The organism is Curtobacterium sp. PhB128 (genome assembly GCF_004340725.1).
Lineage (GTDB): Bacteria > Actinomycetota > Actinomycetes > Actinomycetales > Microbacteriaceae > Curtobacterium.
Genome location: NZ_SLUR01000010.1, coordinates 93,489 through 105,681, shown reverse-complemented (window position 1 = coordinate 105,681; position 12,193 = coordinate 93,489). Strand labels below are relative to the sequence as shown.

At 71.0% G+C, this 12,193-nt stretch carries 12 protein-coding genes; 4 read left to right on the top strand and 8 right to left on the bottom strand.

The window, feature by feature from the left end:
- Positions 1 to 10: 10 nt before the first annotated feature.
- Positions 11 to 1,450, top strand: a complete 1,440-nt coding sequence (gene uxaC / locus EDF23_RS16115; RefSeq protein ID WP_131922314.1) for a glucuronate isomerase — start codon at positions 11 to 13, stop codon at positions 1,448 to 1,450.
- Here the strand turns inward: uxaC and EDF23_RS16110 are convergent.
- Positions 1,440 to 2,258 carry a sugar phosphate isomerase/epimerase family protein gene (locus EDF23_RS16110; protein WP_165901163.1) on the bottom strand — a complete coding sequence of 273 codons (819 nt, stop codon included), beginning with the start codon at positions 2,256 to 2,258 and terminating at the stop codon, positions 1,440 to 1,442. The two genes, uxaC and EDF23_RS16110, sit on opposite strands and share 11 nt — an antisense overlap.
- A 77-nt stretch (positions 2,259 to 2,335) precedes the next feature.
- On the opposite strand from EDF23_RS16110, the gene EDF23_RS16105 reads away from it, so the two are divergent.
- A complete protein-coding gene (locus EDF23_RS16105; protein WP_123294717.1) occupies positions 2,336 to 2,932 on the top strand; it encodes a class I SAM-dependent methyltransferase in 597 nt (198 codons plus the stop codon).
- A gap of 39 nt (positions 2,933 to 2,971) precedes the next feature.
- Here the strand turns inward: EDF23_RS16105 and EDF23_RS16100 are convergent, their stop codons facing one another.
- From EDF23_RS16100 to EDF23_RS16090, 3 genes are all read right to left on the bottom strand, one after another.
- Positions 2,972 to 3,349 carry a type II toxin-antitoxin system death-on-curing family toxin gene (locus EDF23_RS16100; RefSeq protein WP_123340626.1) on the bottom strand — a complete coding sequence of 126 codons (378 nt, stop codon included), beginning with the start codon at positions 3,347 to 3,349 and terminating at the stop codon, positions 2,972 to 2,974.
- Positions 3,346 to 3,549: a ribbon-helix-helix protein, CopG family gene (locus tag EDF23_RS16095; RefSeq protein ID WP_185002705.1), complete on the bottom strand. Its 204-nt coding sequence runs from the start codon at positions 3,547 to 3,549 to the stop codon at positions 3,346 to 3,348. The genes EDF23_RS16100 and EDF23_RS16095 overlap by 4 nt, the downstream gene beginning before the upstream one ends.
- A 244-nt stretch (positions 3,550 to 3,793) precedes the next feature.
- A complete protein-coding gene (locus EDF23_RS16090) occupies positions 3,794 to 4,333 on the bottom strand; it encodes a gluconokinase (RefSeq protein ID WP_131922310.1) in 540 nt (179 codons plus the stop codon).
- A gap of 109 nt (positions 4,334 to 4,442) precedes the next feature.
- Here EDF23_RS16090 and gndA point away from each other — a divergent pair, with 109 nt between their 5' ends.
- Positions 4,443 to 5,900 carry an NADP-dependent phosphogluconate dehydrogenase gene (gene gndA, locus EDF23_RS16085; RefSeq protein ID WP_123672992.1) on the top strand — a complete coding sequence of 486 codons (1,458 nt, stop codon included), beginning with the start codon at positions 4,443 to 4,445 and terminating at the stop codon, positions 5,898 to 5,900.
- A gap of 96 nt (positions 5,901 to 5,996) precedes the next feature.
- Here gndA and EDF23_RS16080 read toward each other — a convergent pair whose 3' ends face one another.
- Positions 5,997 to 6,704 (bottom strand): hypothetical protein, encoded by a 708-nt coding sequence (locus tag EDF23_RS16080; protein WP_131878190.1) that lies wholly within the window; start codon positions 6,702 to 6,704, stop codon positions 5,997 to 5,999.
- Between the two features lie 107 nt (positions 6,705 to 6,811).
- On the opposite strand from EDF23_RS16080, the gene EDF23_RS16075 reads away from it, so the two are divergent.
- Positions 6,812 to 8,437 carry a molybdopterin-dependent oxidoreductase gene (locus EDF23_RS16075; protein ID WP_131922308.1) on the top strand — a complete coding sequence of 542 codons (1,626 nt, stop codon included), beginning with the start codon at positions 6,812 to 6,814 and terminating at the stop codon, positions 8,435 to 8,437.
- 254 nt (positions 8,438 to 8,691) lie between these two features.
- Here the strand turns inward: EDF23_RS16075 and EDF23_RS16070 are convergent, their stop codons facing one another.
- The 3 genes from EDF23_RS16070 to glmU all read right to left on the bottom strand — a co-directional run bounded on the left by EDF23_RS16070 (position 8,692) and on the right by glmU (position 12,012).
- Positions 8,692 to 9,471 carry a putative protein N(5)-glutamine methyltransferase gene (locus tag EDF23_RS16070; protein ID WP_243648963.1) on the bottom strand — a complete coding sequence of 260 codons (780 nt, stop codon included), beginning with the start codon at positions 9,469 to 9,471 and terminating at the stop codon, positions 8,692 to 8,694.
- Between the two features lie 74 nt (positions 9,472 to 9,545).
- Positions 9,546 to 10,523, bottom strand: coding sequence for a ribose-phosphate diphosphokinase (locus tag EDF23_RS16065; protein WP_123294708.1), 978 nt, complete (start codon positions 10,521 to 10,523; stop codon positions 9,546 to 9,548).
- Positions 10,524 to 10,584: 61 nt separating this feature from the next.
- Entirely contained in the window at positions 10,585 to 12,012 is a 1,428-nt protein-coding gene (gene glmU / locus EDF23_RS16060; RefSeq protein WP_131922306.1) for a bifunctional UDP-N-acetylglucosamine diphosphorylase/glucosamine-1-phosphate N-acetyltransferase GlmU, read from the bottom strand.
- Positions 12,013 to 12,193: the final 181 nt, after the last annotated feature.

The following is a 12,193-nucleotide window of genomic DNA, read 5'->3' as shown; positions in this document are numbered from 1 at the left end:
GGAGTCGATGATGACCCAGACCAGCACCGCCACCCGTCTCGCCCCGCACCCCGACCGGCTGCTCCCCGCCGACCCCGGTGCACGCCAGGTGGCACGGACCGTCTACGACGCCGTCAAGGACGCACCGATCATCTCCCCGCACGGCCACGTCGACGCGGCGCTCATCGCCGCCGACCAGCCGTTCAGCGACCCCGCGTCGCTGCTCATCACGCCCGACCACTACGTGCTCCGCCTGCTGCACGCGAACGGGGTGGACCTGGCCGCGCTGGGACGCGCCGACCTGTCGGGGACCAGCCCCGTGCCTCCCGGTCGCGCCATCTGGCGGAACCTGGCGGACCACTGGGACGACTTCCTCGGCACCCCCGTCCGCTACTGGTTCGAGACCGAGCTGCACGACGTCTTCGGACTGACGGAGCAGCCGTCGGCGGCGAACGCCGACGCCCAGTACGACCACATCGCCGGCCTGCTGGCGTCGCCCGCCTTCCGCCCGCGCGCGCTGTTCGACACCTTCGGCATCGAGGTCCTCGCCACCACCGACGGCCCCGCCGACGACCTCGCCGCGCACGCGCAGCTCGCCGCCGACCCCACGTTCACCGGCCGGGTGGTCCCCACGTTCCGCGCGGACGCCGTGTTCGACCCGTCGCGGCCGGACTGGAGGCCCGTGGTCGCGTCCATCGGGCAGGCCGCCGGCATCGACACGGGCACCCACGCAGGGCTGTTGGCAGCAGTCCGCGCACGTCGCCAGTACTTCATCGAGCACGGCGCGACCGCCACGGACACCGGGGTGCTCGACGCCGGATCGTCGCCGTTGTCCGCCACGTCGCGCGAGCGTATCCACGCCGAGGCGCTCCGCGACCCGTCGTCCGTCTCCGAGGCGGACGCCACCGCGTACCGGCACGACATGCTCTACCGCTGGGCCGAGATGAGCGTCGAGGACGGCCTCGTCATGCAGCTGCACCCCGGCGTCATCCGCAACCACCACGCGCCGACGCTCGAACGCTTCGGCCCGGACACCGGCCACGACCTGCCCGCCGTCGGCTCCTTCACCACGCCGCTGCGGCCGCTCCTGGACTCCTTCGGCACCGCTCCGGGCTTCCACCTCGTGCTGTTCACCGTCGACGAGACCGTCTTCTCGCGCGAGATCGGCCCGCTCGCCGGCTTCTACCCCGCCGTGTACGCCGGAGCACCGTGGTGGTTCATCGACACCCCGGCGGCGATCGGCCGCTACCGCTCCGCGATCACCGACTCGGCGTCGTTCACGAAGACCTCCGGGTTCATCGACGACACCCGGGCGTACTGCTCCATCCCGGCGCGGCACGACATGGCGCGACGAGCGGACGCGGCGTACCTGGCGTCACTCGTCGTCACGCACGAGATCTCGGAAGAGGACGCCGTCCGCACCGCGGGGCGGATCGTGTCCGACATCCCGCGGGCGACGTTCAAGCTGTAGCGGTGCGGGCCGTGGCCGTGGCCGTGACGCTGCGGACGCGTTCCAGCGCGGAACGGATCTCGGCTTCGGCCGTCTCGGCGTCGGACGCCCACCGACACTCGAGCGAGACGGCGCCCCGGTACCCGCCGTCGTGCACGGCGGCGAGGAACTCGTGCCAGACGTCGTCGACCGTGCCGGGTGGCCGACGGTCCGGGTCGCTGAGGTGGACGTGCCCGATCCGGTCGCCGTGGCGCCGCAGGACCTCGAAGGACTCGCCCTCGTTCCGGATGTGGAACAGGTCGGCGACGACGCCGACGCCGTCGAGGGCTGCACCGTCGAGGCCAGTGCCCTCGAGGAACGCCACCGTCGCCTCGACCGTGTGCAGGACGTTCGTCTCCGCGCGGCTCAGGGGTTCCACGACGATGCGCAGGTCGTTCGCGGCGGCCACATCGCGTGCGGTCCGGACCACCTCGCCGAACCGGCGCAGGGCGTCGTCGCCCGCCATGCCGTCGGGAGCGTTCCGAGCGGTCCCCGACCCGAAGACGATCGTCGCGCCCGGTTCCGCGACCGACCGCACGATCGGCAGGACCGACTCGAAGTACGACCGGACCGTCCCGAGCTCCGTGGTCAGCAGCGGGAGATCGCCGGGCACCAGGATGGCGAAGGACGGGAACCGCTGGCCGGCGTAGACCTCGTTCCGCCGCCACGCCGTTCCGTCGCGGACCGCGAGGTTGCCGGCGATCGTCGGCTCCACGTGGTCCGCGCCCGCGCGGCGGACCACCTCGGTCAGTTCTGCCCCGGCCACGACGCCGAGTCCCCTGGACGACATGCGGTCCATGCAACTCGTCCGAGGTGCCGACGGCGACTGTTGCCGTCCGTTGCCACCTGCGCCGGTACGGTCGGACGATGGACCTCGACGTCACCGCTGCGTACGGCGACCGTGCGGGCGAGTACGCGGAGGTCCTCGGATCGATGTCGGCCGTCCAGGACGAGGACCGGACACAGGTCGAGGCCTGGGCGTCGGGATCCGGTGCTCGCATCCTCGACGCAGGGTGCGGGCCGGGGCACTGGGCCGCACACCTGGCGGATCGTGGGCACGCAGTGATCGGCATCGACGCGGTCGCACCCTTCGTCGAGCACGCACGACGTGCGCACGACGGCGTCGACTTCCGCCTGGGCGCGATCGAGTCCACCGGTCTCGACGACGGCAGCGTCGACGGGGTGCTCGCCTGGTACTCCGTGATCCACCACGATCCGTCCTGCGTCGGCGAGGTCTTCGCCGAGTTCCGCAGGGTGCTCCGGCCGGGCGGCGGCCTGCTGGTCGGGTTCTTCGAGGGGCCTTCGATCGAGTCCTTCGACCACGCGGTCGTCACGGCGTACCGGTGGCCGACGGGCGCGCTGGCGGAGGTCCTCGAGGACCACGGGTTCGACGTGGTGGACGTCCGGGCCCGGGTCGATCAGGGACAGCGGCCGCACGCTGCCATCCGCGCGAAGCGGCGGTGAGGTGCCTCAGCCGGCGGTGCCATCCGCTGAAGCCGTCGTTCAGGCTTCAGCAACCAGCGATTGCAGCACCGCGGAGATGTCCGCAACCGCGTCCAACTCCCCCTCGGCGATGGCGATGATCAGTTCGTACGCCTCGTCGTTCGTCGCGCGCAACCGAAGCCCGTTGACCCCGAGGAACACCACCAGCAGCATCAACCCCAGGCGCTTGTTGCCGTCGACGAGTGCATGGTTCCGAACCGCGGAGTGCACGAGCGCTGCCGCCTTCTCGAGCAACGACGGATAGGCGTCGCGTCCACCGACCGAGGTCGCTGGTCGGGCCACCGCGGCCTCGAGGAGTCCAGCATCTCGGATGACGAAGTCCGGCCCCAACGTCCGCCGAGCGATGTGCAGCGCTTCGTCGATCGTCAGGTGGATCATCGTCCGAGTCGCTCGAGCGCCTCGGCGAAGTTCGGCAACTCGCGGTCGAGGACCCCGTCGATGAGGTCACGTCGGCTGTGGTGCTCGATGTACTCGCGGATCGCTTCCCGCGCGATGTCCTGCATCGATCGGGCTTCGAGGTCGGCCCGGGTTCGGAGCGCAGCCGCCTCGGCATCGTCCAGTCGAAGGGTCATGGCCATGCGCAGGACGGTATCACATTTGATACCACGGTCATCGATCAGCAGCACCGACCGGCGTCCCTTCGCTCGAGGCGTCGACGTCGATCTCGATGGTGGGGTCGACGCGTGGCGGCTTGATGCGACCTGTCACTGGATTGTTCACTGTCATGATCCGAGTGTTGCGCGGTCGCTTCTCCGCCGGGGGAAGGTCTGGGAGAGGTTGTGGACGATCCCTTGCGAGGACTTCACTGTGGAGAAGTGAGGCTCAGCCGGAAGTGACCGACAGCGCCGCGAGGATCGTCGTCACCGTGTCGTCGACCGACCCGTCGATGGAGACGTCGACGGCGGCCTCGTCGGCCTGCGGCCGTTCGAGCGTCGCGAACTGGGAGTCGAGCAGCGACGACGGCATGTACTCGTGGTGCCGGTGCGCCTGCCGCTCGGCGATGAGGTCGTGCGAGCCGTCCAGGAACGCGATGACGAGGTCCGGCGCCGACTGCCGGAGCCGATCGCGGTAGACGCGCTTGAGGGCGGAGTTGGCCATCACGCAGCGGCTCCCGGACGCCTCGACGGCGGCGATCCGCGCGGCGCAGGCGTCGAGCCACGGCCAGCGGTCGTCGTCGGTGAGGGGGATGCCCTGCCGCATCTTCTCCTTGTTCGCGGCCGGGTGCAGGTCGTCGGCGTCGACGAACACGGTCGGTTGGCCCTGCTCGGCGAGCGCGTCGGCGAGCGCCTGCCCGATCGTGGACTTGCCGGAACCGGAGACGCCCATGACGAGGACGGGCGGGAGGACAGCGGTGTCGGTCATCCCTCCACAGTATTGACGGGGTGAACAGTGGTCCCCAGTTGCCGTAACACCCGTGCGGTCCCAGGGCGCCGACCGTAGGTTGGTCTCACGTCCGGACAAAGGAGACGACGTGGCAGACAGCACTGGTCAGGCGAACATCGGGGTCATCGGCCTCGCCGTCATGGGGTCGAACCTCGCACGCAACCTCGCGTCGCGTGAAGGCAACACGGTCGCGGTGTACAACCGCACCTACGCCCGCACCGAAGAACTCATCAAGGAGCACGGCGACGCCGGCTTCATCGCGTCCGAGGACATCGACGGCTTCGTCGCCTCACTCTCGAAGCCGCGCACGGCGATCATCATGGTGCAGGCCGGCAAGGGCACCGACGCCGTGATCTCGCAGCTCGCCGAGAAGTTCGAGGAAGGCGACATCATCGTCGACGGCGGCAACGCCAACTTCCACGACACGATCCGGCGTGAGCACGACCTGCGCGAGAAGGGCCTCAACTTCGTCGGCACGGGCATCTCCGGTGGTGAAGAGGGCGCGCTCAAGGGGCCGTCGATCATGCCCGGCGGCTCGAAGGAAGCCTGGGAGACCCTGGGCCCCATCCTCAAGTCGATCGCGGCGGTCGCCGAGGGCGAGCCGTGCGTGACCCACATCGGTACCGACGGCGCCGGCCACTTCGTCAAGATGGTGCACAACGGCATCGAGTACGCCGACATGCAGCTCATCGCCGAGTCCTACGACCTGCTCCGCCGCGTCGGCGGGCTCTCCGTCGAGGACCTGGTCAAGGTGTTCCAGGAGTGGAACGGCGGCGACCTCGAGTCCTACCTGATCGAGATCACGGTCGAGGTCCTGAAGCAGCGCGACGCCGACTCCGGCAAGCCCCTCGTCGACGTCATCCGCGACGAAGCGGGTTCCAAGGGCACCGGCGTGTGGACCGTGCAGAACGCAGTCGGACTCGGCATCCCGGTCTCCGGCATCGGCGAAGCGGTGTTCGCCCGCGCGGTGTCGTCGAAGCCGTCGCAGCGTGCCGCGGTGCAGCAGGCGTTCCCGGACCGGCCCGACATCGCCGAGGTCCCCGACGGCTTCGAGGACGACGTCCGCGCGGCGCTCTACGCTTCGAAGGTCGTCGCCTACGCGCAGGGCTTCGACCTGATCATCGCCGGGGCGAAGGAGTACGGCTGGGACATCAACCTCGGCAACGTGGCGAAGATCTGGCGGGGTGGCTGCATCATCCGTGCCCAGTTCCTCAACCGCATCGTCGAGGCGTACGACAAGAACCCGGAGCTCGAGTCACTGCTCGTCGACCCGTACTTCGCGAACGCCGTGCAGGAGGGTGAAGCCGCCTGGCGCCGCATCGTCGGGATCGCCGCCGCGTCGGGGATCCCCGCGCCGGGCTTCTCGTCGGCGCTGTCCTACTTCGACTCGCTCGCCTCCGAGCGGCTGCCCGCCTCGCTCATCCAGGGGCAGCGCGACTTCTTCGGCGCGCACACCTACCAGCGCATCGACAAGGACGGCACCTTCCACACGCTGTGGTCCGACGACGACCGCCGCGAGGTCGACCAGGAACCGTCCACCCACTAGACCGCGGCACGACCGCACCCTCGAAGGGCCCTGCCGATCGGCGGGGCCCTTCCCACGTCCGACGGCAGTGCGCTCGATTACGACGATGCGCTCGGTTCAGGCGACGATGCGCTCGCGCGCGAGGTCGGCGACGAGCCGGTCCAGCCGCTGTCCGCGGCCGAGCAGCCGACGAGAGCCGGGAGCCGTCCGCACGAAGAAGGTCGCGACCGCCGGTGTGTCGTCCGGCCGGACGTAGTGGATCGCGACCGCGCACGCCCGACGGGCATCGGCGCGGTCACCGTCGCCGTGGACGTCCTCGATCCCGACGTGCACCACCCGGCTCCACCGGACCACGAGCAACCGTGTGGCCTTGCGGTCGTCGAGTTCCCACAGGGAGGCCTCGGTCGCCCCGAACGCCCACGTCACACGGGCACCGAGGCTCACCTCCGGCCGGACCTCGGCGATCGCGTCGCGCAGTTCGGTCGTCGGAGCCGCCGGCACGAGCCAGACCGTGGGGTCGATGCGGCGGATGGCGAGCGCGAGGGCCTCGTCAGCGTGCCGACGTCGCACCGCAGCGGCACGGAAGACCGCGACCACGATGACCGTGACGCCCAGCGCGATCGCACCGAACTCGACGATCCCGAACCAGGACAGGTCCACGTCAGGTGCCGTCGCGACGACGATGATCCGCGCGGTGAGGAGCGCCGCCCAGATGCCCACGATCACCCACCGCAACGTGGACAGGCGCTGCGCGGCCGACATCGGCGTGCGGTCGGAGCGGCGGGCGCGGCCGGGGCGCGGAACTGGATCTGGACGCCTCGGCACACCCCGATCCTCGCACGGCCCGATCGGCGGGTGCTGGCCGGGGTCGGTGAACGCCCGGGGAACCGCACGCACAGCGGACGAGCGGCCGGGCGACCTACGCTCGGGCGGTGACCACCGAACGCACCACGGACGTCCCGACGCCGGACGACCCCTCGACGGACGAACGCCCGGCCGGAGCGCCGCTCCGTCGGCCCGTGGTCCTCGCTGCCGCCGTCGGTCTCGTGGCCGCCGCCGCCTTCCTCGGGATCGCTGAGTTCGGCGCGCTGCTCCTCGGTGGTGCCGGCAGCCCGTTGGTGGCCGTCGGGTCCGCCGTGATCGACCTCGCACCGGCCGGGGCCAAGAACCTGATGGTCGCCCTGTTCGGCACCGGCGACAAGGTCGCACTGTTCGCGCTCATGACCGTCATCGTCGCCGCGATCAGCGCCGGGGCCGGGGTCCTCGAGCGCGCTCGGCCGCCCTTCGGGGCACTGGTCTTCGCCGTCGGCGGCGTGCTCGCGCTCATCGCGGTGAGCACCCGTTCCGGCAGCGGCACGTTCGACGGCGCTCCCACCGTGTTCGGCGTGGCAGCCGCCGTGATCACCCTGCGACTACTGCTCCGTCGGCTCCGGCGCTGGGAGGCCGCAGCGGCCGTCCCGTCGGCGTCACCGCGACCTGCCTCGACCGAGCGCCGCGCGTTCCTGGTCTGGGGTGTCGCGACCGCAGCGGTCGCGGTCGTGGTGGGCACGGCCTCCCGGGTGGGGTCGTCCGCGATGCAGGCGGTCGCCGCTGCCCGACGAGCCGTGCGCCTGCCCGCGGCGGCGACACCCGCACCGGCCGTGCCGGGCGGCGCCTCGCTCGACGTCGACGGGATCACGCCGTACGTCACGCCGAACGCCGACTTCTACCGGATCGACACCGCGCTGCGTGTCCCCTCGATCGACCCGGCCGACTGGAGCCTGCGCATCCACGGCGCCGTCGAGAACGAGGTCACGCTGACGTGGGACGAGCTGCTGGCCCTGCCGCTCGAAGAGCACATGGCCACCCTGAGCTGCGTGTCCAACGAGGTCGGCGGCGACCTGATCGGGAACGCGCTCTGGCTCGGGTACCCGATCCGGGAGCTGCTGGCCCGCGCGAAGCCGACCGGGGACGCCGACATGGTGCTGTCCCGCAGCATCGACGGGTTCACCGCCGGGACGCCGTTGGACGTCCTGCAGGACGAGGGTACCGACGCGCTGCTCGCCATCGGCATGAACGGCGAACCGCTGCCGACCGAGCACGGGTTCCCGGCGCGGATGGTCGTGCCCGGGCTGTTCGGGTACGTGTCGGCGACGAAGTGGGTGACCGAGATGGAGGTCACGCGCTTCGCCGATGCACAGGGGTACTGGACGCCGCGCGGATGGTCGGAACGCGGGCCCGTGAAGCTCGAGTCGCGCATCGACACCCCACGGGACGGGACGACCGTGACCGTCGGCGAGCAGGTCGCCATCGCCGGGGTCGCCTGGCAGCCGCACACCGGGGTGAAGGCCGTGCAGGTCCGGGTCGGCTCGGGTGCGTGGCAGCAGGCGGAACTCGCCGAGTCGGTGTCCGCGGACACCTGGCGCCAGTGGGTGCTGCGGTGGACGCCAACCGCGGGCTCGCATCGGATCGAGGTCCGTGCCGTGAGCGCCGACGGCGAGGTGCAGACGAGCGTCGAGCGGCCGCCCGCGCCGAACGGGGCTTCAGGCTGGGCGTCGGTGACGGTCGACGCGAAGTAGCGCGGGCCGGCGCGGTTCGGGGGCGTCGGGTGGGGGCCACGCGGCATGCCGTCCGCTGGTCGTCGAGGTTCCGAGATCTCGGCATGTCGAGCGCCCGAACGGCCATCTGTGCGACCTCGGCGTAAGTGAGCGGCGTGTCGCGACCGGTCGGCGAACCAGGCACCGGCCGAACTGCGCGGGTCGAACTCGCGCGGGTCGAGCCCGTGCGGGTCGAGCCCGTGCGGGTCGAACTCGTGCGGCTCTGACTCGTCGGGTCAGACGGGGAGCGTCGCGACGACGCAGGTGCCGTCGACCTCGTCGTCCTGCTCGACCACGGCCGTGAACCCGGCGGACACGAACGCCGCGACCGACGCATCTGCCTGCGCCACCGACACCTCGATCACGACCGAACCACCGGGGCACAGCCACTCCCCCGCTCCCGCGGCGATCCGCCGGTGCAGGTCGAGGCCGTCCGCGCCACCGTCGAGGGCTACGCGGTGCTCGTGCTCACGCGCTTCGACCGGCATCATCGCGATCGACGCCGTCGGGACGTAGGGGGCGTTCACCGCGATGACGTCGACGGCACCGCGGAACCGGTCCGGCAGCGGCGCGAACAGGTCGCCGGCGACGACGATCCCGCGGTCGCCGATGTTCTCGGCCGCGACGTCGACGGCATCCGGGTCGACGTCCGTGGCCACGAGGTCGAGCGCGCCGACCCGGCCGAACAACGCCACCGAGATCGCACCGGCGCCGCAGCACAGGTCGACCACGCGGTCGTAGCGCTGCAACCGACGGGCAGCCTGCTCGACGACGACGGTCGTCCGGGCACGGGGGACGAACACCCCAGGTGTCACCCGGATGCGGTGTCCGTCGAAGGCGGCCCAGCCGAGGACGTACTCGAGCGGCTCACCGGCGAGGCGACGCTGGACCAGGGAACGCAGCCGGACGGGTTCACCGTCGCCTGCTTCGAGGAGCAGGTCGGCTTCGTCCTCGGCGAAGACGCTCCCCGCGGCCCGGAGCCGGGCCGCGAGGGCGTCACGCGCGGGATGGATCACCAACGGTCCGCAGACACGTCACGTCGACGAGACGGTGAGGCGCCGTCGGCTGTGCCCATGGTTCGACGGCTCCGCTACGCTGCGCCGTCGAACATCGACGTGACGGACCCGTCGTCGAAGACCTCGTGGATGGCGCGGGCCAGGAGCGGGGCGATCGGCAGGATCTCGAGACGGTCCCAGCGCTTCTCGACGGGCACCGGCAGGGTGTCGGTGACGACGACGCGGTCGATGAACTCGCTCTGCAGCAGCTCGGTGGCCGGGTCGGAGAACACGGCGTGGGTCGCGGCGACGACGACGCCGATCGCGCCGGCAGCCTTCAACGCCTCAGCTGCCTTGGCGATCGTGCGCCCGGTGTCGATCAGGTCGTCGACGAGCAGGCACCAGCGGCCGGAGACGTCGCCGACGATCTCGTGGACCGTGACCTGGTTCGGGACCAGCGGGTCGCGACGCTTGTGGATGATGGCGAGCGGTGCTCCGAGCTTCTCGGACCAGATGTCGGCAACGCGGACGCGCCCCATGTCGGGAGACACGACCGTCAGCATCGACGGGTCGAGGATCTCGCGGAAGTGCTCGAGCAGCACCGGCATGGCGAAGAGGTGGTCGACCGGGCCGTCGAAGAAGCCCTGGATCTGGGCGGCGTGCAGGTCGACGCTCATGATGCGGTGCGCGCCCGCGGCCTTGAACAGGTCGGCGACCAGGCGGGCCGAGATCGGCTCGCGGCCGCGGCCCTTCTTGTCCTGACGGGCGTACGGGTAGAACGGCGCGACGACGGTGATGCGCTTGGCCGAGGCCCGCTTCAGCGCGTCGACGATGATGAGCTGCTCCATGAGCCACTCGTTGATCGGCGCCGTGTGCGACTGGATGACGAACGCGTCGCACCCGCGGACCGACTCGTCGAACCGGACGTACAGCTCACCGTTCGCGAAGGTCCGGGCATCGGTGGGGACCAGGTCGACACCGAGTTCCTCTGCGATCTCGGCGGAGAGCGCCGGGTGTGCTCGCCCCGAGACGAGGACGAGTCGTTTCTGGCCGGTTGTCTTGATTCCGGACAAGTGCGGTGCTCACTCCCTGACCCGTGTGGGGTCGATGTCGACGACCGGTGGTCGCCAGGATCTATTCGCCGTTCGCGTGCCGAGCAGCCTCGGCCGCCGGTGTGCCGGGTCGGTGTTCCTCGACCCATCCGTCGGTGTTGCGCTGTGGGGCGTAGCTGATCGCGAGCGATCCGGCCGGGACGTCCTTGCGGACCGTCGTTCCGGCACCCGTGTACGCACCGTCACCAATCCTAACCGGGGCGACGAACACGTTGTGCGAGCCTGTACGAACGTGCGAGCCGACCTCGGTGCGGTGCTTGTGCACGCCGTCGTAGTTCGCGGTGATCGTGTTCGCACCGATGTTCGAGTCCTCGCCCACCTCGGCGTCGCCGATGTACGACAGGTGCGGGACCTTGCTGCCGCGCCCGATCTTCGCGTTCTTCGTCTCGACGAAGGTGCCGATCTTGCCCTGGTCGCCCAGGATCGTCCCCGGACGCAGGTACGCGAACGGCCCCACCGAGGCACCGTCACCGATGACGGCGAGGGTGGCGTCGACCCGGTTCACCGTCGCGCCCGAGCCGACCTCGGTGTCGCGCAGCGTGGTGTCCGGCCCGACGACGGCACCCGCGGCGATGGCGGTCGCGCCGAGGAGCTGGGTGCCGGGCAGGACCTCGGCATCCGCTTCGATCGAGACGTCGAGGTCGATCCAGGTGGTGGCCGGGTCCCGCACGGTGACGCCGGCGAGCTGGTGCCGGCGGACGATGCGGGCGTTGAGCTCGCGGGCGGCGTCGGACAGCTGCGCGCGGTCGTTGATGCCGGCGACGAGCCACGGGTCGGTGAGCGTGACGACGTCGATGATCCCCCCGCGCCCGGCGATGAGCGTCGGCGCGTCGGTGATGTACTTCTCGCCCTGTGCGTTGGCGGTCGTCAGCGACGGCAGCACGGCACGCAGGTGGGCGGCGTCGAAGGCGTAGATGCCGGCGTTCGTCTCGGTGATCGCGAGCTGGTCGGCCGTCGCGTCCTTGTGCTCGACGACGCCGACGAACGCCCCGGAGCCGTCTCGCACCACGCGCCCGAGCCCGGTCGGGTCGGGCGCGATCGCACTGACGAGGGTGACGGCGTTGGCCGCGCCGAGGTGCGCGTCGACCAGCGACCGGAGCGAGCCGGCGTCGAGCAACGGGACGTCGCCGGAGAGCACCACGACGGCTCCGTCGAAGTCGGCGGGGAGTGCCTGGACCGCGACCTCGACCGCGCGGCCGGTGCCGGGGACGTCGTCCTGGTCGACGACGATGGCGTCGGGCGCACGCTCGGTGATCTCCGCTGCGACCAGGTCACGCTCGTGCCGCACGACCACGGCGACGTGCTCCGGCCCGAGGGATGACGCCGTCCGCAGCACGTGTGCGATGAGCGGCAGCCCGGCGAGCCGGTGCAGCACCTTGGGGGTGGACGACTTCATGCGCGTGCCCTGCCCGGCGGCGAGGACGACGACGGCGATGCGCTGGTCGGTCATGGGTCCATCCTGGCGCACCCGCGCTGCGGAGTCCGGTGGAACCGCGGCCCTGTGCAGAACCGTGCGCACAACCGCACCGGTGACGTTCCTTCCCATCGACCTCGGGATGGAAAGCGGGATCGGGCGTACCTGGCCGGAACAAACGACCAGCTACGCCCGAAACGACCAGCTACACCCACAC